Consider the following 18,698-nt stretch of genomic DNA (forward strand, 5'->3'; position numbering starts at 1 on the left):
CTATTCGGCGTCGAGCAAAGTCTCATGCTGCTATGCCAAAGCATTCCCCACGCCCGCCGACATCAAAGCCAACCCGCGCACACCCAGCACCCTGCTCACCGTCGACCCCCACGCCACGACCGAAACCCTCGCGGTTTATCTGGTCGAGACTTCCCTTCAAACCCTGCTCTTGCTGTCTGTATTTTTCCTGGCCTTCACCAACAAGTTGAAGGCGTCAGTATCAAGTGGCCGACTTAGTAAAAAGCCTTGGCCTTCATCGCACGACACCGCTTGCAGCAACCTCAAGTGTTCGGCGGTTTCAATCCCTTCTGCCGTGACAGTGAGTGATAACGCGCGGCCCAGGCCCACAATCGCCTGGATGATGGACTCATCATCACTTTCAACCAGATTGTTTAGAAAGCTGCGGTCTATCTTCAGGCCATCGAAGGGAAAGCTCCGCAAATAACTCAGTGAAGAATACCCCGTGCCGAAGTCATCCATGGCGATGCGCACGCCAAGGCGCTTCAATGTACGCATTAGCTCCAGCGCGCCGGGGGCGTCTTCGAGCATGACGTTTTCAGTAATCTCCAATTCTACCCGAGAAGGCGCGATTCCCGAGTGGTGCAGTGCTTTCTGCACGCGCTCTATCAGATTGCCTCGCTTGAATTCGCTAGGTGAAAGATTGATTGATACAAACAAATGTTCCGGCCACCGGGCGGCGCAACGGCAGGCGGTGTTGATGACCCAGTCACTCAAGGAAAGAATCAGCCCGGATTCTTCAGCAATGGGGATGAACGTATCGGGAGGTATCAGACCGCGCTCAGGATGTTGCCACCGTACCAACGCTTCGGCGCCGACCATCTGCCCGTCCGAGATACGATAACGCGGCTGGAAATGGAGTCGAAGTTCTCCATGCTTGATTGCGAAGCGCAGATCACTTTCCAGACGACGCCGCTCAATGATGCGGGCGTTCATATCCCCCGCATAGAATCGCCAGGTATTGCGACCGCCAGCCTTGGCTTCGTACAACGCGATATCGGCATAACGTAGCAGCTCGGTCGCCTCGCAAGCGTCATTGGGCGCCATGGCGATGCCGATACTGGCGCTGACAAACACTTCTTGTTCATTGATCTGTATCGGCTGCTCGATGGTCTCGATAAGACGGCGACACAGCGCCTCGACTTCCTCCTGGGAACTGACATCGGTGAGTATCAGTACAAATTCGTCCCCCCCTACCCGAGCGACAAGATCTCCGTGGCGAACACAATCCGCCAGGCGGCTCGACACTTGGTTAAGCACCAGATCACCTGCAGCATGCCCTAGCAGGTCATTCACCGGCTTGAATCGATCCAGGTCCAGGCTGAGCATGACCAAGGGTTGCTCTACTGTCGGCATGGCTTTGAGCTTGCCATCAAGAAACTCCTGTAGTCGTGTCCGGTTGGGAAGTCCGGTCAGTGCATCATGTTGTGAAAGGAATTCGATTCGCCGCCGGGCTTCAACCTCCTCCGTGACGTCGGTTGCCGTGCCCCGGAATCCTCCTCTGGCCATTGCTCTCGCCGAAAGACGGGTGATCCGCTCCTGGCCGTTTGTATCGACATAGCGACACTGGACACTGATATCCGGACGACGGTTTGGAATACTGAGCCACTGCGATAATGTGCCGAGTTCCGTGCGCAGCAGAGCATCCATCGCCGCACCAATCCAGGCCTCCCTGGAAAGGCCCGTGACAGCTTCAAACCGCTCGGATAAATAAGTGAAGCACCAGCTTCCGTCCATTTCCCATACCCAATCCGAGCTGGCTTCGACAACATCGCGAAAGCGCGCCTCACTGGTGGCGAGGTCGGCCTGACTGCTTCGCAGCGATGAATAGCTGGCGTCCAGCGCCTGCGCGGCGGCAGTCGTGCGACGCAAGATGACCAAAGTCATCAGGCACACCAACAGCGCAGCGATGCCCACCAGGGGCAAACCCAGCGCCAGTAATTGCAGACCTGGTTTGTGCGGACTCCAGCGCAAACTGCCTGCTGCACCGGTCTCGCCCAAGGGGTAAACAGACACCAGGGGGATTTCGTCGGGAGTGGCCAGGTGCAGGCCATCTACCCCAAAATCCCGGCCTATCGTTGCGAGCTTGGCGCTGTCCAGAATGTCGACGAAAATCAACACCGATGCCGACCTGTCATCCGCCATGACCGTCGGATCGGTTCCCGGCGTAATCGCAGCGGCAGCGACCAGGGCTGGTACGCCTCCAACATTGATGAAGGTAGTGGTCGGCGTTTCGGTTTCCGCGCCCTCACGGGCCTTTTCAAGAATCCCGTCGATGGACTGCTCGAGCCATTGTTCGACTTCAACTGACGCCATCTCACCCTTGACCACGGAATAAACGGTGCGGTTGACATCGTTGACGACAAATACGCCCTGAAATCCAAAGTCGGTGAAAAGTGTCGGCCCGACATTTTGTCGTACGTACGCCCAGTCCGCGTCTACCTCACTATGCAAGTGCTTGTAGGCATCCCCCCAAAACGCGTAATCCTTGACGGTCGAGCGCAGGGATTTTTCCAAGGATTCCACGGCCTTTTTCGTGTAGAACGCGCTGTCGACCTCCTTCGCTTGATCCAGATTGTGCGCAACATAAACCAGTGAACAGCAGGCGAGTAAGAACACCCCGGCCAAAAGACCCACAAACTTGAACAGCGAGGCGCGGGTCAGGGCCACGCTTGAGCGATTGGTGGGAGAAATAAGGATAGGGGGGAGATCGTTAGGCATAAGTTCCCGCTAGTCGATGAGGCCAGTCATTTGCATACCGGGGTATCGGCCGTCGACGGGAAATAGTGAGCGTCCGTACGTCGCACCAAGCTGGCCTGCCAAGGCCTCCGCGTGACTTACGTCCTTGACAAGCCGATCGAGAAAAAAAACCAAGCTGCCTACCTCGGACGAAATCGCACGAGCCAATACCCGAGGGTAGCGTCGCATCGAGTAACGGCTTCCATTTAAAGCAGGCAGCTATCGGCTCAAAGACTCCATAGGAGATCCCCGGCTGGCACCGGGCGGGCGGCCAGTGATGCGTTTGAAAGCACGACTGAAGGCGGCTTGGGAGGTATAACCGAGGTTCTGCGCCACGGTTTCGATGGGGAGCCTGTCCTGGATCAGCCACTGACTGGCGAGGCGCATCCTCAACTCGGTGGCATAGCGTAGTGGCGGCGTACCAATTGTTGCCTGGAAGCGTTCCGCAAAGACGGAGCGCGATGAATTGCACTCCTCTGCCAACTCAGACACTGTCCAATTGCGGCCCGGGTGGCGATGGAGCGCCAGAATTGCACGGGCCAGCCTGGGGTCACGCAACGCTGCGACCAAGCCCGACGCATAGTCACAGCCACATTCAACCCAACCCCGTACGATCATCGCCGCGACCACATCGGCGAGACGCGCAAGAATCCCGGCGAAGCCGATGCGGCCGGAGCAGATTTCTCCTTTCATTGCGGCAAGGATCGGCATGAGCCCAGGGTAACGATCGCTCGTGGCATCGACGGCCATCAGGCCCGGCATCAAAGGCCCCAGCCCCTGCATTCCGCCAAGATCGAACTGCATGCAGCCGTAAAAAACAATGGCGCTGGGAATGGCACTGGTTGTAGGGCACAGGTTGACGGCGCTGACTGTGTCACCCAAAGGAGCCGACTCGAAGCAGCTGATATCTTGGGTCGGTTCCCCCGGGCTGGACAGAAGCTGATGCGCCGCGCCCTGCGGCAGGAACACCGCATTCCCTGCCGACAATTCATGCAGCACGCCATCTTCCGTGCGCAGCACAGCAGAGCCGACAGCGAGATAGTGAAAGTAGGCATGTCCAGGCCGGGCGTTCAAGCTTATGCCGAACGAAGGACCGGTTTGGATGCGACGGTACTGGACACCACGCAGGCGCATGCCGGTCAGTAATTCGCTGATGAGTTCGGAGGAAAGGGCGAAATGCTCTGACATGTTCATTCCGGGGTTTTGATCAATAACTACAGACGCTCCATCATAGATCATCCTGATCTTGACGCATAGACTTTGGGCTCGCGTCAATTTTAGGGAGATATTTATAATGAATAGCAGCGTGTGTGACCCCGGATCCGATACCGATTATGGCCGTTTTGATGATGTAGAACCGAAGATACCGGCGTGGATGGCGGTATTCTCGCTGGCAATGGGCGTGTTCGGATTGTTGACGGCCGAGTACCTTCCGGCCAGTCTGCTGACCCCCATGGCCACCGACCTGGGTGTATCCGAAGCTATCGCGGGACAAGCGGTGACGGTGACCGCCGTCGTGGCACTATTTGCTGGATTGCTGGTGCCAGGCTTCACGCGAACGCTTGACCGACGCACAGTGCTTTTGGGGTTTTCAGTCCTCATGATTGCATCCAACCTGCTGGTTGCCTTGTCGTCCAGCATATGGGTGCTAATGGTAATGCGCGTTCTGCTGGGGGTGGCACTGGGTGGTTTTTGGTGCATGGCCGCGGCCGTCGCAATGCGTTTGGTCCCAGCCTCGCTGCTTCCCCGCGCGCTGTCGATTATTTTCAGTGGTATTGCAGTAGGAACGGTCGTCGCGGTCCCACTCGGTAGTTACCTTGGCGGACTGTACGGCTGGCGCTCCGCTTTCCTTGCAGCTGCGGCCGTGGGCGGCATTACCCTGCTCTTCCAGTGGTTCACTCTGCCACAAATGGCGCCGCGCAGTCCGGCACGACTCAGAACTGTGCTGGACGTGCTCATGCGTCCCGGCATTGCCATCGGCATGTTTGGCTGTGTACTTGCACACACAGGCCATTTCGCACTGTTCACCTATATCCGTCCATTCCTGGAAAGCACCACCGGCGTTAATACCGATGGGCTCGCCCTTATGTTGCTGGGATTCGGGGTCGCAAACTTTGTCGGCACGATGCTGACCGGGTGGCTGATTGCGCGGAGTCTGCGCGTGACGCTGGCGTTTATGCCTGCGCTGGTGGGGCTGGCTGCGTTGGCTCTGGTGTTATTGCCTGCCTCAGTGCCGGGGCAAGCGTTGCTGGTTGCGTTTTGGGGATTGGCGTTCGGCGGCGTGCCAGTAGCGTGGTCCAACTGGGTAGCACGTTCAGTGCCCGATCAGGCGGAAAGTGCGGGCGGGATGGTGGTGGCTGCGGTGCAGTCTTCTATCGCTGCTGGTGCCGCTGCGGGAGGCGCAATGTTTAGCTTCAGCGGCATTGCTGGCGTCTTTATCGCTGGCGGGACCGTGATGCTGCTGTCAGCGCTGCTGATTGCATGGCGCGTCAAACTCCAGCCGTCCCCTCTCGGCGAACCTACAGGTCTGGCGCTGCATCTTTAAGGTGCCCATTACGCCCTACTGAAAATAGATCAGAAGGTGTAAACCTTATTCAGGACGGAACAGGTGACTAATTCAGGACGAACAGGTCCCCTTCCACATCCGTATCGCCGTGTTTACGACTCTGCGCCGCGGAGTCGTAGAGGATCAGCAAAACCTCCCCAGGCGGCTCACCCGTTTCGAACAGACACATGGCCTCGGCGTGATCGTTGCCTTGCCCGAAAGGCACCTCCAACACCTTCTCCAATTGATCCGTAAAGACCACGCTTTCCTTGTCCGACGCGAAACCGCCGCGCCAGCGCAAGACCGTTACCGGACCGTCCAGGTCCATGGTGGGACCCGCCAGGATCAGCAGATCGTCACCGCTAGTGCACAGGTCACGAAAGCCCAGGCCATTTAGCGCGAAGAAGTGCTTGCGGTAGCGGCATCCATCCGGACCGATCTTCTTGAGCACCAGCGTGTCAGTCGAGTCGTCGTTCGGCTCGGGCTCGATCTCCAGCAGCACAGCCCAGCCGCGAAGGACCGGGCCACGCAGCCCCAGCAGAAGGCGCGAGCCGATCACCGCCAACCCTTCGATATCGAAGCCGTTGTCTTTACCCGGGAGACTCAGGAAGTCGCGCAGCTGAGGATCTTCAGCGATTGCCGCGGTCAGGTCGTTACCGACCTCGTTGCCATGTAGCTGCGCCGCCGTACGTCCATCGGCGTCCACGTTCCTGGCAAGTTCATAGCTGTCGTTCTGCTGTACCACAGGGATGCGGGCCAGCAGAAAGCGATTGCCGTCCGCCTCTACCGTCGATAGGCGCTTGATATTTTTCTTTGCAGAAGTGCCGGTCTCGGCATTCTTTCGCTTCAAACTATGGGAGCCCACCACCCAGAGGTAACCACTGTCATGGGCATAGGCCAACCCCTCGATATCGATCTCGGCGTCTTGCTTCGGCAGGGGCAGGTCCAGATACTCCAGGAGCTGAAACGATTGGTGCTCATCGCAATTTACGACGTCACCGGGAGCAGCATCCTGGATCTTCAGACGTTCCAGGCTCGTGGTTTCGTCATTGGCCACCCAAAGTGTGTCACCGATCTGCTGAGCGACCGACAGGCCATCGCGCAACGACGCAAACGCCGGATCAAAGCTCAATATCGCTGCATTGCTTCGGTCGCTCATGAGCGGTCTCCTGTCTTCGTGGCGCGCCGGTCTTTAACTATCAAGCATAGGCTGCTTACTCGACAGCTTCGTAAGGCAACCCCACATAGTTTTCCGCAATGTTGACCAACCCAGCGTGGGAGTTGAAGAAGTACTCACGAACAGCCTGCTGCAGGCTTCTGATCAAAAAATCTGCGATTATCATGGCCGCTGGCCAAGCAAGGTGGTGACACTCTCAATTTTATCCAGCCACGATGCAGTGGTCGGACACCGCCAAGACACTAGCTTCCGCATCCGGGTGTAGTCCGCAGCAAGGTTCCTGGCGAAAATTGGCTCATGGTGTGCTATTCGATTCCGAATACTCCGAACCCCGTCCAGTTCGTCATAAATCATCTGCCGGCATTGCTGAATTGTCAGCCCCGCAGGCATGCCTGGGAATGAAGGCTTCAAATGGGGCAACCACAAACGATTGTCAAATCGTTGCGTGAAAAGCCGAACCCAAAAAGCAAATTTCAGCTCGGGAATTACTGTATTAGTGTTCCCTGCACGGCCCTTCACCCTTGCAGCGCCTAGCTCTTTGCGCATGCTAAAACCTGACTTGGCATCTGGAAGACTTCGTTCAAAACCTGGAGACCATGGCCACTGGGGGCCGTAGACAGCACTTAGAACGTCCGAGACAGCGTTACGCACAGCAACCTCACAAGCCTGCTGGGGCAGCATGAACGCCCCGGATACCTCCGCGTTCCAGGCGTAAAGCGTGAGAGCCTGTCTTGTGTTCAACATATTTAGCGTGCGTGCATAGGTCCCAAGGCGCTCCTTGGATAGCACTTTTTCGACGGCTTGAGCGTCAGCAGCAGAAATTGGCACTCAACTCTCCTTGATGTTGCTATTCAACTATCTGTTGACTTGATCAAATATGATCAATAGGATTGACCTACTCGCTCTGGGACTCGTTGGTGAAAACCTCCCCCCGGAGACATGCGAAAAAGAAGGCTCACCGAAAGGTGGGCCTTTTTCGTGTCTGGTCTAATAATCCTCCGCACGAATCCTAACATGCAAGGCAGCAAAAAGACCGAGGATAGCCCGGCCTTACGGTGTTTTCTGCTTTTAACGGAAATTGAGAGAGGGGGCGTATAGGGGGTAAGTGATGTCCTTTGCGAAGGGCTGCTTTGGGTCGACAGTTGGCACCCATAAACCGCAGGGCGAAAGCTTTGAAATGCGCAATTCGGCGTCGAGCAAAGTCTCATGCTGCTATGCCGAAGCATTCCCCACGTCCGCTGAGGACGGCCTCGCTTGGTCAAGCCCTCCTACCCTATCGGCTGCTTACTCGACTTCCTCGTAAGGCAACCCCACATAGTTCTCCGCAATGTTGACCAACCCTGCGTGCGAGTTGAAAAAGTACTCACGATCAGCCTGCTGCATCTTCTGATCCCACGCATCTTTATGCTCGCCAAAATCATGCAGCAGGTTGGTCATGAACCAGCTGAAACGCTCGCCTTTCCAGACACGGCGCAGGGCCAGTTCGGAGTATTTCTCCAGCAAGTCGGTGCGGCCTTCCTGGTAGACCTTGACCAGGATGCGATACAGGTAGTGCACGTCGGAGGCTGCCAGGTTCAAGCCTTTGGCGCCGGTCGGTGGCACGATGTGCGCGGCGTCGCCGACCAGGAACAGCTTGCCATACTGCATCGGCTCGACCACGGAGCTGCGCAGCGGTGCGATGCTCTTTTCCAGCGACGGACCGGTCACCAGCCTGTCGGCGACGTCTTGCGGCAGGCGGGCCTTGAGTTCATCCCAGAAGCGCTCATCGGACCACTGTTCGACCTTGTCGGTCAGCGGCACTTGCAGGTAGTAACGGCTACGGGTCAGGGAGCGCTGGCTGCACAGGACGAAGCCGCGGTCGTGGTGGGCGTAAATCAGTTCATGGTTGACCGGTGGGGTATCGGACAACAGGCCCAGCCAGCCGAACGGATAGACTCGCTCGTAGTGCGTGAGCACGTCTGCGGGAATGCTCTGTCGTGCAATACCGTGGAAGCCGTCGCAACCGGCGATGTAGTCGCAATCGATCCGGTGGGTTTCGCCATTTTTTTCGTAGGTGACGTAAGGGATTTCACCCTTCATGTCGTGGGGCTGCACGTTCTCGGCCGAGTAGATGGCCGGGGCGCCGTTGGCGGTGCGGGCCTCCATCAGGTCACGGGTGAGTTCGGTCTGGCCATACACCATGACGGTCTTGCCGCCGGTGAGCGTTTTCAGGTCGACATGGATGCGCTTGCCGGCCACTTGCAACTCGACACCCTCGTGGACCAGGCCTTCGGCATCCATGCGTTCGTGGACGCCGGCTTCGCGCAGCAGGTCGATGGTGCCTTGCTCGAGGACACCGGCACGAATGCGGCTGAGGATGTAGTCCGGCGTCTGGCGTTCGACGATGACGTTGTCGATGCCGGCGCGATGCAGCAGTTGACCGAGCAAGAGGCCGGACGGGCCGGAGCCGATGATGGCGACTTGGGTTTTCATGGCGGTAATCCTGTCTTGTGCGACTGCAGGCGTAACGCCTCGCAGTCTGTTTGTTTTTGTTACCTGTATTTTTAGTGGATGAAGAAGGGATAAGAAGGCACTATCTGATGCATTCCATGGACTTTTCGTGGATGAGCGCAAGGGAGGGGGAAATGTCGAAATCACTCGCTACGCCGGTTCCGGTGTTCAAACTTTACGGTGAGACCGGCGCCTGGCCGACACCCGATCTGATTCATTGCGAGTCGATTCCCGAGCGCAGCAAACTGCACGGCTGGGAAATAAAACCCCATCGGCACAGCGATCTGGTGCAGCTGTTATATGTGCAGTCGGGGCAGGCGACGCTGAAGGTCGAAGACGTGATCAACCACATCGATTCACCTTCGTTGCAAGTCGTGCCCGCGCTGAGTGTGCACACCTTCAAGTTCTCCGAGGATATTCAAGGTCACGTGCTGAGCCTGGCGCAGCCGCTGGCCGAACAGCTCGGCGCCTCGCTCAACAGTCCAGTGCTGACCACCGCGGCCTGTTACCCGATCGGTTCCTCGCACCTGTATCTGGACACGCTGTTTTCCGCCATCACCCAGGAATACAGCCAGCCCCAGCCCGGCCGGGATCCGATGCTGCAATCGTTGATCACGGTGCTGTCGATCTGGCTCAGTCGCCGTAATCTGGAACAGTCGTTACCGGACGCGGTGCAGCTTGACCGGGGTCGCGAGTATTTGAAGGATTTCAGCCGGACCCTGGAACTGCGCTTTCGCGAGCACCTGCCCATCGAGCACTATGCGGCCGCGCTGGGGATCAGCGGCGCGCACCTCAACGCGCTGTGTCGACGCCTCTCGGGGCAATCGGCCTTGCAGATGATCAACCAGCGCCTGTTGCTGGAGGCCAAGCGCGATCTGGTCTACACCACCATGACCATCAATCAGGTGTCCGACAGCCTGGGCTTTTCCGAACCGGCTTACTTCTCGCGCTTTTTCAAGCGCGGCACGGGGCTGTCACCAAAGCAGTTCCGCATTCAGCGCGAGGGGTGAGTCATTGCAATGCAACTTGAGCGAGAGGCCATCACCGCTACCCCAACAGTGCGTGCTTGAGCACCGAATCGGTCGTGGCCTGATAGTGGACGGCCAGTAACTCGCACGCCTTGTCGATGTCTTTGGCCAGCGCAGCATTCATCAACTGGCGGTGTTCGTCGGGCACGTCACTGCCGGCCTGCGATACGACTTGAACAAGTACATCTCGCTGCGTCCGGAAGTGCGTTACGACGTATTCGATGGCCACGCCGACGATCACCCGTTTGGCGCCGGTCGCGACCGTACGCAACTGACCGGACTGGTCGAAGCACTGGTTTATTTCTAAGCGTCCCGTTGGCCACCTTCCCGTTCGAACTTTGCGCGGCCAGCAGAATTCTCTTAACAAAAACCGGCGCCCGCGTGGAAGCAAGACGCCCGAGCGAGCCTGAATTATTCCCAACTAATTGATATATAACGTAAAAAATTATCTTCATAGCCTGGCACGATAGTTGAGAAGCAGCTTTGCAGCGTTCCAAACCTGCATCGCCAACAACAATAAAAGGCTGGGCTTCTCATGCATCGTCAATTTACCCGCTGCACTCCCCTTGCGCTCAGTGCCGGCTTGCTTCTGCTCGGCAGCGCTTCACTGGCTCAGGCGACCGAAGGCGGTACCTCGTCCTGGCCGCTGGGCATCGAAAACTACGGCATGGGAATTCTGCCGCCACCGGGTACTTATGGGCAGTTGTTCGTCGGCAATTATCTGGCCGATACCCTGCGCGATAACTCGGGCGCAAAGGCGGCCGACATCGATCTGCGCGTCACCACGCTCGTGCCACGGTTTATCTGGGTCACCGAACAGCAAGTACTGGGTGGCAGCCTGGGCTTCCACGCTCTGCTGCCGCTCAATGACATACGGCTGAACATCAAGAACGGCCCGCACGACCACAAGCGTGGCATCGGCGACGCGCACCTCGGCCCGGTGGTCGGTTTCCACCACAGTGACAAGTTCCACACCGCGATGGGTGTCGACTTCGTATTGCCCACCGGCGGCGAATACGACAAGAACGACCTGGTCAACCTCGGCACCAACTACTACACCGTACAAGCGGTCTATGCCATGACCTACATGGACCCCCACGGTTTCAACGCCGATGTGCGCCTGATGTACGACTACAACTTCGAAAACCAGGACACCCACTACCAGTCCGGCCGCGAGCTTCATGCCGACTACACCCTTGGCTGGGGCCTGGGCAATGGCTGGGTACTGGGTGTCGGTGGCCATGCTTACAAACAGGTGAGCGATGACCAGTGCAGCGCTTCCAATTGCGCTGCCGCCGCCATGGTCGATGCCGCCGATGGCAACCGCGGCAGTTCGTTCTCGATCGGCCCGGCCGTGCAATATGCCAGTAAGGATGGCTGGTTTCTCAGCGCCAAATGGCAGGATGAATCCGGTGTACGCAACCGCACCGATGGCCAGGCCTATTGGCTGAAGTTCACTATCCCACTCTGAGCATAGGTATCTACACACTGTAGCGAGGGGGCTTGCGATTCACTGTAGGAGCGAGCTTGCTCGCGATGGACTCAAGCGCGCCGCGTTTAATCAGTAAGCACGCGTTATCGTTAACGACCATCGCGAGCAAGCTCGCTCCTACATCCCCTTGAGCCGATAACTGACCTGGGCGCGACTCATGCCGAGCATCTGCGCCGCTGCCGTGATGTTGCCGCCCGAGCGTTCCAGTGCCAGTCGCACCAGTCGCAGCTCGATGTCTTCCAGGGACATGTTCAACACCCGTTGGCGGCCGGAGACGAAGGCCTGCAGACTCTCCAGCAACGGCTCCTGAGAGGTGCCTGCTCCTGCGCCTTCTTCAGTGGATGCTGGGGCTGCCTGCACCTCGGCTGTCGTCTCATTCCGACGCTGCACAGCAGACAGGCGCCCTTCGGGGGTCAGGCCGATGGCCGTTTCCATCAATGGCGCCCCCGCCTCGGCCAGGTGCACCATATCGATCACCTCACCGTCGCCGGCGGCAATCACACCGCGCTCGATCAGGTTCTGCAGTTCACGGATATTGCCGGGAAACCGATACGTCAGCAGCGCATTGACCAGCCGCGTACTGAACCCCGCCAGCCGACGCCCATGGCGCAGGCTGAAATGGCGCAGGAAATAACTCATCAGCAACGGGATATCTTCGCGACGCTCGCGCAACGGCGGCAGATGAATGGGGAACACATTCAATCGGTAGAACAGGTCTTCACGAAAACGTCCGGCCTCGACCTCCCGGCGCAGATCCAGGTTAGTCGCCGCGATGACCCGTACATCGACGCGGATCGGCGCCGTGCCACCGACCCTCTCGATTTCACCTTCCTGCAAGGCGCGCAGGATCTTGCTCTGCGCACTGAAGCTCAAGGTGGCGATTTCATCGAGGAACAGCGTCCCGCCATCGGCTCGCTCGAAACGCCCGGGTCGCGAACGTTCGGCGCCGGTAAAGGCACCGCGCTCGACACCGAACAGTTCGGCCTCGACCAGGTTCTCGGGCAAGGTCGCGCAGTTGAGTGCCACCAGCGGCATCTGTTGCCGGGAACTGGCCTGGTACAGGGTACGGGCGAATAACTCTTTGCCGACCCCCGATTCCCCGGTCAACAACACCGTCGCCTGGGTCGGCGCGACGCGGTGCAGCAATTGACTGGCCGCGACGAACGCCGCCGAAATCCCCACCAAGGGTTTGCCGTCGACGGGCTCTTCCAGTTCGGCAACGGTGGTCTCGATGCCCGAGGCGTACGTGCTGCGGCTGAGAAAATCACCCGGGTCCAGATACGCCAGATCCACATCGATATCGTCCCACTGCTCGGCCGGTTTACCGACGATGCGACAGGCCTTATGCCCCATCGACCGGCATTCCTCCTCGCGAAAGACCACCAGCCGCCCGAGCAGTGAAGAGGCGTAACCGCTCGCATAACCGATCTCCATCCAGCAGGCCGGTTCGCCACCCAGGCCGTAGGCGGCGATGTGTTCGTCGTCTTCCAGCGAGTTGTGCCAGAGAAATTCGGAGTAGAAGTGACCGATGCCCGAGTCGATCTCGAAGCGCACGACCTCGACATTGACCATGCCTTCGAGCATGTGCAGGCGCGGTCCGGCGCTGTACAGGCTGGCGTGATCGCCTTCCGGCCATTGTTCGCTGACCTGGGCGGCGTCGCGTGCCCCGGCTTGCCACCCGATGCGCGTCAACTGGCCACGCGCCTTGTCGAACCCCAGCGCGTCGATCAGCTCGCGGCGGATCGCGCCGAAGGCCGAGCCTTGCATCAGCATCACGCGCTGACCGCATAACCAGATGCTGCCGTCCTGCGGAGCGAAGGCCACGGTCTCGGCCAGTTGCTCGGCCGAAGGCAGGCCAGTGGCGCCGAACTGGCTGGCCCGGTCGACGATCAGGCGCTTTTGGCGGCCGAGCAGCTGCTTGAGAAACTCCTCATCGGCAGGGCGGCGATTCTTGTCACGAGGGGCACGAGTCATAGGGTCAACAAGCGGCAGGGAAGTAAGCTTTTCAGTATGCCCGGACAACCTGCACGGTCAATCTGCCAATGGTTGAACACACGCCTTTTGCCGCTCGTTCGTCCGATAAACGCACAAATAAAACCCCGAAAAAACCAGGCGTCGAGCTTTCAGCGGCCTGCGACATCCTCTGCATAAAATTCCGCACGCTGGGTTTCAACGTCTGCTTCCGCGCTCGCCGCATCCAACTTAACAAGTTGATTTATATAGATATTAATCAATATTTCGATCTTGGCACGATAGTTGTTAACAGCAGGTCATGAGCACCCAATAAGAGAGACAACTCCATGATCGTTACTCGCCCTGCCTATCAAAACCTTGAACTGCAGCCCCTCGCCGGTAAATGGCGCGCCGGCAGCGCCGGTCGTCCGCTGGAGGTGTTCGACCCCTTCACCCGGACACGCCTGCTGCAGATCACCCTGGCCAACCGCGATGATCTCGATGAAGCCTACCGCAAGGCACGGGAAACCCAGGTCGATTGGGCGGCCCAAGGGCCGGCCGCCCGTGGTCAGGTCCTGCTCAACGCGGTGAAGATCATCGACGAGCGCCGTGAAGAAATCATCGACTGGATCATCCGTGAGTCCGGCAGCACGCGCATCAAGGCGCAAATCGAATGGGGCGCCGCCCGCGCCATCACGCTCGAGTCGGCGAGCCTGCCAAGCCGGGTGCACGGGCGCATCCTTGCCTCCAACATCCCGGGCAAGGAAAGCCGCGTCTACCGCACGCCGCTGGGCGTGATCGGCGTGATCAGCCCGTGGAATTTCCCCCTGCACCTGACCGCCCGCTCCCTGGCCCCCGCCCTGGCGCTGGGCAACGCGGTGGTGGTCAAGCCCGCCAGTGACACCCCTGTCACCGGCGGGCTGTTGCTCGCACGCATCTTCGAGGAAGCCGGATTGCCGGCGGGCGTGTTCAGTGTGGTGGTGGGTGCCGGCGCGGAAATCGGCGACGCCTTCGTCGAGCACCCGGTCCCGTCGTTCATTTCCTTCACCGGCTCGACCCAGGTGGGACGCTCCATCGGCCGCATCGCCAGTGGCGGTGAGCACCTCAAGCACGTGGCCCTGGAACTGGGCGGCAACAGTCCGTTCGTGGTCCTGGCCGATGCCGACGTCGAGCAGGCCGTCAGTGCCGCCGTGGTGGGCAAGTTCCTCCACCAGGGTCAGATCTGCATGGCGATCAACCGCATCATCGTCGAGCAACCGCTGCTGGAAACCTTCACCCGACGTTTCGTCGAGCGGGTCAAAGCCCTGCCCTACGGTGATCCGGACAAAGCGCAAACCGTGATCGGCCCGGTGATCAACAGCAAGCAACTGGCGGGGCTGCAAGCGAAGATCGCCACCGCCCGAGCCGAAGGCGCCACGCTGCTGGTGGGCGGTGAAGCCGAGGGCAACGTCCTGCCGCCGCATGTGTTTGGCGACGTCACCGCCGACATGGACATTGCCCGTGAAGAGATCTTCGGGCCAGTGGTGGGCATTCAATCCGCCCGCGATGCCGAGCACGCCCTGGAACTGGCCAACCGTAGCGAATATGGACTGTCCAGCGCCGTATTCACCGCAAGCCTGGAGCGCGGCGTGCAGTTCGCCCAACGCATCCACGCCGGCATGACCCACGTCAACGACATCCCGGTCAACGACGAACCCAATGCGCCGTTCGGCGGTGAGAAGAATTCCGGCCTCGGACGCTTCAACGGCGACTGGGCGATCGAGGAGTTCACCACCGACCATTGGATCACCGTGCAACACGCCCCGAGACCGTATCCGTTCTGACCTGAACCACGGCGTCCATGAACCCATCTACCAATAAGAAAACGGAGTACGACATGTCTTCACTCCTCAACCGCCCAGCGGTGAAACGGACCCTCACCGCCTGCCTTGCCCTGCCGATGATCCTGCTGGCGGGTATCGCCGTTGCCGACGGCGACGGCATCTGGAAAGGCGGCGAAAACGTCTATGCCAAAGTGTGCGGCCACTGCCACGAAAACCAGGTTGGCCCGTCCATCAAGGGCCGCCAACTGCCATCGCCCTACATCACCGCCATCGTGCGCAACGGTTTCCGTGCCATGCCGGCCTTCCCCGCTTCGTTCATCGACGACAACTCGCTGCAACAGGTGGCCGACTACATATCCAAAACGGCCGCTCCCGCGGCCAAGCCTTGAGGAGTCGGCGATGAATATCGAACGTCGTTTATTGCTCAAGGGGATGGCCTTGAGCGGTATGGCCGCAGCGGTCGTCAGCAGTTCGGGCCTGACCATGGCCAACGGTGCACTGGGCGTCCGAGCCCGGCCGGCGCTGCCGACCCTGGCCCTGGTCACTGGCGAGGTTGCCGCCTCTGCCTTCCTCCAGGGCATCAATGCCAGCCCGGCCGCCAGGCAGGTCACGATGCTACGCGCCGACCTGAGCCTGGACTTCATCCTCGACCTGCAAAAACGCCTGGGCAGCGCTCGACCGCAACGCATCATCGGCCTGGTGGACGATGCCAGTGCCGCCGTGATCATTGACCTGGCACGCAGTGCCGGCGCGCGCGTGCAGTGGCTGGGTCAGCATCGCGCCACGGCCAACGCCTCGCATCACCGCCTGCTCAGTGCCGAAGCCGCCAGCGGCTGCGCCCCGCAACTTGGCCTGAACCTGAACGCCTGCGGGACCGGCTTCAGCCTTACCGAACAGCGTCTGCATGGCCAACAGGCGCCGCTGCAAGTGTCCGCGGCGGCGCGCAACAGCGCAGGTTCCGAGCAATGGGCGGCCACGCTGGGCTACACCCTCGCCGCGCTGGGCACCGCCAATCTCGGCCAGGCGCCCCTGGTCGCCAGCCGCGCCTCGCCGCTGACCGGCAATTTCGTTTCGTTCTCGATCGAAGCTTGAAGGAACTCTCCAGATGACTGAACAAACCAACAACAAGCTGCTGCCCCGTGGCGTCAACGCCGCCCACTTCGAGCAAGCCATCGCCAAGTTCCGCACCTTGCTCGGCGAGGACAATGTCCTGATCAAGGACGATCAACTGATCCCCTACGCCAAGATCATGATGGCCGTGGACAATGCCGGGCATACACCTTCCGCGGCGGTCACCGCGACCACCGTCGAACAGGTGCAAGGCGTGGTGAAGATCTGCAATGAACACAAGATCCCGGTGTGGACCATCTCTACCGGTCGCAACTTCGGCTATGGCTCCGCAGCGCCCGGTCAGCGTGGCCAGATCATTCTCGACCTGAAGAAAATGAACAAAATCCTCCACGTCGATCCCGAGCTGTGTACCGCCCTGGTCGAGCCGGGGGTGACCTACCAGCAGCTGTACGACTATATCCAGGAACACAACCTGCCCTTGATGCTGTCGTTCTCCGCACCGTCGGCCATCGCCGGACCGCTGGGCAACACGATGGATCGCGGCGTGGGCTACACGCCTTACGGCGAGCACTTCATGATGCAGTGCGGCATGGAAGTGGTGCTGGCCAACGGCGACGTCTACCGCACCGGCATGGGCGGGGTCAAAGGCGACAACGCCTGGCAGGTATTCAAGTGGGGCTACGGCCCGACCCTGGATGGCATGTTCACCCAGGCGAACTACGGTATCTGCACCAAGATGGGCTTCTGGTTGATGCCCAAACCACCGGTGTTCAAGCCGTTCGAGATCAAGTTCGAGAACGAGTCGGACATCGCCGAGATCGTCGAATTCATCCGCCCCCTGCGCATCGCCCAGGTCATCCCCAACTCGGTGGTGATCGCCGGCGTGCTGTGGGAGGCCTCCACCTGCAATACCCGCCGCTCCGACTACACCCTCGAGCCCGGCGCGACCTCCGACGCGATCCTCAAGCAGATCCAGAAAGACAAGAACCTCGGCGCCTGGAACGTCTACGCCGCGCTGTACGGCACTCAGGAACAGGTCGACGTCAACTGGAACATCGTCAAGGGCGCACTCAAGCAACTGGGCAAGTGCCGGCTCGTCACTCAGGAAGAGGCCGGCGACACCCAGCCCTTCAAATACCGCGCCCAATTGATGTCGGGTGTACCCAACCTGCAGGAATTCGGCCTGTACAACTGGCGTGGCGGCGGCGGTTCCATGTGGTTCGCACCGGTGAGCCAGGCCCGGGGCAGCGAATGCGACAAACAGCAGGCGCTGGCCAAGAAGACGCTCAACAAACACGGGCTGGACTACGTCGGCGAATTCATCGTCGGCTGGCGCGACATGCACCACGTCATCGACGTGCTGTACGACCGCACCAACCCCGAAGAGACCCTGCGCGCCAACGCCTGCTTTGCCGAATTGCTGGATGTATTCGAGCAGGAAGGCTACGCCGTGTACCGCGTCAACACCGCCTTCCAGGAGCGCGTGGCGCAGAGCTACGGCCCGGTCAAACGCAAGCTTGAACATGCGATCAAGCGTGCCCTGGACCCGAACAACATTCTGGCACCGGGCAAATCCGGCATCGACCTCGCCAACCCATTCTGATGACGCTTGAGGCCCCGCCAGGCTTGCCCTGGCGGGGCTTTTTCAGCGGTAGGATTGCTTATCGACGCTTCGAGGAGGCACATCGGCAATCAGTGACTATGCTTTCGCGGGAGCAACGCGTTCGCTGCGTTGCTCCTTCAGCCCTCACATGGAAAGCAGGTCTATGAAACCGATCCGGTCCTTTGCTCATGCTGTTGCCCTCGCCTCACTCATGTCCACCGCCAGCTTTGCGGCCCATGCAGCCGATGTGCCGCTGGGCAGTGCCGCTCTGGAGAGTCACATCACGACGCACGTACTGGCTGTCGATGCGGCGAACTATCAGGTCACCGTGGAAGGTCCCGACAAAAGCCAGGTACCCATCCAGCTCACCGACGAGGCCAAAGCCCTGCACAACCTGAAGGTCGGCGATAAGGTCGATATATATGTTACCCGCTCGGTTGCCTACACGCTCGACACTGATGTCAACGGCGATAGAGGTGTCAGCACCAAATCAGCGATTACCCGCGCCAACAAGGACAACCCAAATCCGGGCGGTGAAGCGTTTCGCCAGGTCAAGGTCACGTCGAAGATCACCCACATTGACTTGAAAACGCATGAAGTGACCTTGCTTCCTCCAGAAGGGAAAGTGAAAGTTGTCAAGGTCGAGGACCCCGAGCTCCAGGCCCGCATGAAGAACCTCAAGGTCGGTCAGACGGTCGACGCCATCTACACCGAAATGCTGGACATCAAAACCTCACGCTAGCAACGTGCGCTGACCAG

At 59.6% G+C, this 18,698-nt stretch carries 17 protein-coding genes; 10 read left to right on the forward strand and 7 right to left on the reverse strand.

Going from position 1 to position 18,698, the window contains the following annotated elements; all coding sequences use genetic code 11:
- Nucleotides 1–156 precede the first annotated feature (156 nt).
- Together F8N96_RS33295 and F8N96_RS33300 are read right to left on the reverse strand one after the other, a co-directional pair.
- A complete protein-coding gene (locus F8N96_RS33295; protein WP_150801385.1) occupies nt 157–2,739 on the reverse strand; it encodes an EAL domain-containing protein in 2,583 nt (860 codons plus the stop codon).
- Nucleotides 2,740–2,976: 237 nt separating this feature from the next.
- Nucleotides 2,977–3,945 (reverse strand): AraC family transcriptional regulator, encoded by a 969-nt coding sequence (locus F8N96_RS33300; protein ID WP_150801386.1) that lies wholly within the window; start codon nt 3,943–3,945, stop codon nt 2,977–2,979.
- A gap of 106 nt (nt 3,946–4,051) precedes the next feature.
- Between F8N96_RS33300 and F8N96_RS33305 the strand changes: the two genes are divergently transcribed.
- Complete coding sequence (locus tag F8N96_RS33305) at nt 4,052–5,302, forward strand: MFS transporter (protein WP_224789447.1); 1,251 nt, start codon at nt 4,052–4,054, stop codon at nt 5,300–5,302.
- 67 nt (nt 5,303–5,369) lie between these two features.
- On the opposite strand, the gene F8N96_RS33310 is transcribed toward F8N96_RS33305, so the two are convergent.
- The 3 genes from F8N96_RS33310 to pobA form a co-directional block, all read right to left on the reverse strand.
- Nucleotides 5,370–6,461 carry a DUF3616 domain-containing protein gene (locus tag F8N96_RS33310; RefSeq protein WP_150801387.1) on the reverse strand — a complete coding sequence of 364 codons (1,092 nt, stop codon included), beginning with the start codon at nt 6,459–6,461 and terminating at the stop codon, nt 5,370–5,372.
- A 180-nt stretch (nt 6,462–6,641) separates the two neighbouring features.
- On the reverse strand, nt 6,642–7,307 hold the full coding sequence (locus F8N96_RS33315) for a hypothetical protein (RefSeq protein WP_224794167.1): 666 nt from the start codon (nt 7,305–7,307) through the stop codon (nt 6,642–6,644).
- 456 nt (nt 7,308–7,763) lie between these two features.
- The gene (gene pobA, locus F8N96_RS33320; protein WP_150801388.1) at nt 7,764–8,951 is read right to left on the reverse strand and encodes a 4-hydroxybenzoate 3-monooxygenase; all 1,188 of its coding nucleotides are present in this window, start codon (nt 8,949–8,951) and stop codon (nt 7,764–7,766) included.
- Between the two features lie 152 nt (nt 8,952–9,103).
- On the opposite strand from pobA, the gene F8N96_RS33325 reads away from it, so the two are divergent.
- Nucleotides 9,104–9,979 carry a helix-turn-helix domain-containing protein gene (locus F8N96_RS33325; protein WP_150801389.1) on the forward strand — a complete coding sequence of 292 codons (876 nt, stop codon included), beginning with the start codon at nt 9,104–9,106 and terminating at the stop codon, nt 9,977–9,979.
- A gap of 37 nt (nt 9,980–10,016) precedes the next feature.
- On the opposite strand, the gene F8N96_RS35740 is transcribed toward F8N96_RS33325, so the two are convergent.
- Nucleotides 10,017–10,145 (reverse strand): hypothetical protein, encoded by a 129-nt coding sequence (locus tag F8N96_RS35740; protein ID WP_263596470.1) that lies wholly within the window; start codon nt 10,143–10,145, stop codon nt 10,017–10,019.
- 24 nt (nt 10,146–10,169) lie between these two features.
- On the opposite strand from F8N96_RS35740, the gene F8N96_RS35635 reads away from it, so the two are divergent.
- Entirely contained in the window at nt 10,170–10,304 is a 135-nt protein-coding gene (locus tag F8N96_RS35635; RefSeq protein WP_318187400.1) for a hypothetical protein, read from the forward strand.
- A gap of 228 nt (nt 10,305–10,532) precedes the next feature.
- Nucleotides 10,533–11,468 carry a transporter gene (locus tag F8N96_RS33335; protein ID WP_150801390.1) on the forward strand — a complete coding sequence of 312 codons (936 nt, stop codon included), beginning with the start codon at nt 10,533–10,535 and terminating at the stop codon, nt 11,466–11,468.
- 138 nt (nt 11,469–11,606) lie between these two features.
- Here F8N96_RS33335 and F8N96_RS33340 read toward each other — a convergent pair whose 3' ends face one another.
- Nucleotides 11,607–13,463, reverse strand: a complete 1,857-nt coding sequence (locus F8N96_RS33340) for a sigma-54-dependent Fis family transcriptional regulator (protein WP_150801391.1) — start codon at nt 13,461–13,463, stop codon at nt 11,607–11,609.
- Between the two features lie 68 nt (nt 13,464–13,531).
- Here F8N96_RS33340 and F8N96_RS33345 point away from each other — a divergent pair, with 68 nt between their 5' ends.
- The 6 genes from F8N96_RS33345 (at nt 13,532) to F8N96_RS33370 (ending at nt 18,681) form a co-directional block, all read left to right on the forward strand.
- On the forward strand, nt 13,532–13,765 hold the full coding sequence (locus tag F8N96_RS33345; protein WP_150801392.1) for a hypothetical protein: 234 nt from the start codon (nt 13,532–13,534) through the stop codon (nt 13,763–13,765).
- A gap of 24 nt (nt 13,766–13,789) precedes the next feature.
- Nucleotides 13,790–15,265: a 4-hydroxybenzaldehyde dehydrogenase gene (gene pchA, locus F8N96_RS33350; RefSeq protein ID WP_150801393.1), complete on the forward strand. Its 1,476-nt coding sequence runs from the start codon at nt 13,790–13,792 to the stop codon at nt 15,263–15,265.
- A gap of 53 nt (nt 15,266–15,318) precedes the next feature.
- Nucleotides 15,319–15,654, forward strand: a complete 336-nt coding sequence (locus F8N96_RS33355) for a c-type cytochrome (RefSeq protein ID WP_150801394.1) — start codon at nt 15,319–15,321, stop codon at nt 15,652–15,654.
- Between the two features lie 10 nt (nt 15,655–15,664).
- Nucleotides 15,665–16,357, forward strand: a complete 693-nt coding sequence (locus F8N96_RS33360; protein ID WP_150801395.1) for a hypothetical protein — start codon at nt 15,665–15,667, stop codon at nt 16,355–16,357.
- 13 nt (nt 16,358–16,370) lie between these two features.
- On the forward strand, nt 16,371–17,939 hold the full coding sequence (locus tag F8N96_RS33365) for an FAD-binding oxidoreductase (RefSeq protein ID WP_150801396.1): 1,569 nt from the start codon (nt 16,371–16,373) through the stop codon (nt 17,937–17,939).
- 163 nt (nt 17,940–18,102) lie between these two features.
- Complete coding sequence (locus F8N96_RS33370; protein WP_150801397.1) at nt 18,103–18,681, forward strand: hypothetical protein; 579 nt, start codon at nt 18,103–18,105, stop codon at nt 18,679–18,681.
- Nucleotides 18,682–18,698: the final 17 nt, after the last annotated feature.

Source organism: Pseudomonas fluorescens (genome assembly GCF_902497855.1).
Taxonomy (GTDB): domain Bacteria; phylum Pseudomonadota; class Gammaproteobacteria; order Pseudomonadales; family Pseudomonadaceae; genus Aquipseudomonas; species Aquipseudomonas fluorescens_BI.

Coding starts and splice junctions, on each gene's coding strand:
- F8N96_RS33365 (WP_150801396.1), top strand. CDS start 16,371: ATGACTGAACAAACCAACAACAAGCTGCTGCCCCGTGGCGTCAACGCC.
- F8N96_RS33370 (WP_150801397.1), top strand. CDS start 18,103: ATGAAACCGATCCGGTCCTTTGCTCATGCTGTTGCCCTCGCCTCACTC.
- F8N96_RS33295 (WP_150801385.1), bottom strand. CDS start 2,739: ATGCCTAACGATCTCCCCCCTATCCTTATTTCTCCCACCAATCGCTCA.
- pobA (WP_150801388.1), bottom strand. CDS start 8,951: ATGAAAACCCAAGTCGCCATCATCGGCTCCGGCCCGTCCGGCCTCTTG.
- F8N96_RS33300 (WP_150801386.1), bottom strand. CDS start 3,945: ATGTCAGAGCATTTCGCCCTTTCCTCCGAACTCATCAGCGAATTACTG.
- F8N96_RS33310 (WP_150801387.1), bottom strand. CDS start 6,461: ATGAGCGACCGAAGCAATGCAGCGATATTGAGCTTTGATCCGGCGTTT.
- F8N96_RS33355 (WP_150801394.1), top strand. CDS start 15,319: ATGTCTTCACTCCTCAACCGCCCAGCGGTGAAACGGACCCTCACCGCC.
- F8N96_RS33305 (WP_224789447.1), top strand. CDS start 4,052: ATGAATAGCAGCGTGTGTGACCCCGGATCCGATACCGATTATGGCCGT.
- F8N96_RS33345 (WP_150801392.1), top strand. CDS start 13,532: ATGGTTGAACACACGCCTTTTGCCGCTCGTTCGTCCGATAAACGCACA.
- F8N96_RS33325 (WP_150801389.1), top strand. CDS start 9,104: ATGTCGAAATCACTCGCTACGCCGGTTCCGGTGTTCAAACTTTACGGT.
- F8N96_RS33360 (WP_150801395.1), top strand. CDS start 15,665: ATGAATATCGAACGTCGTTTATTGCTCAAGGGGATGGCCTTGAGCGGT.
- F8N96_RS33340 (WP_150801391.1), bottom strand. CDS start 13,463: ATGACTCGTGCCCCTCGTGACAAGAATCGCCGCCCTGCCGATGAGGAG.
- F8N96_RS33335 (WP_150801390.1), top strand. CDS start 10,533: ATGCATCGTCAATTTACCCGCTGCACTCCCCTTGCGCTCAGTGCCGGC.
- pchA (WP_150801393.1), top strand. CDS start 13,790: ATGATCGTTACTCGCCCTGCCTATCAAAACCTTGAACTGCAGCCCCTC.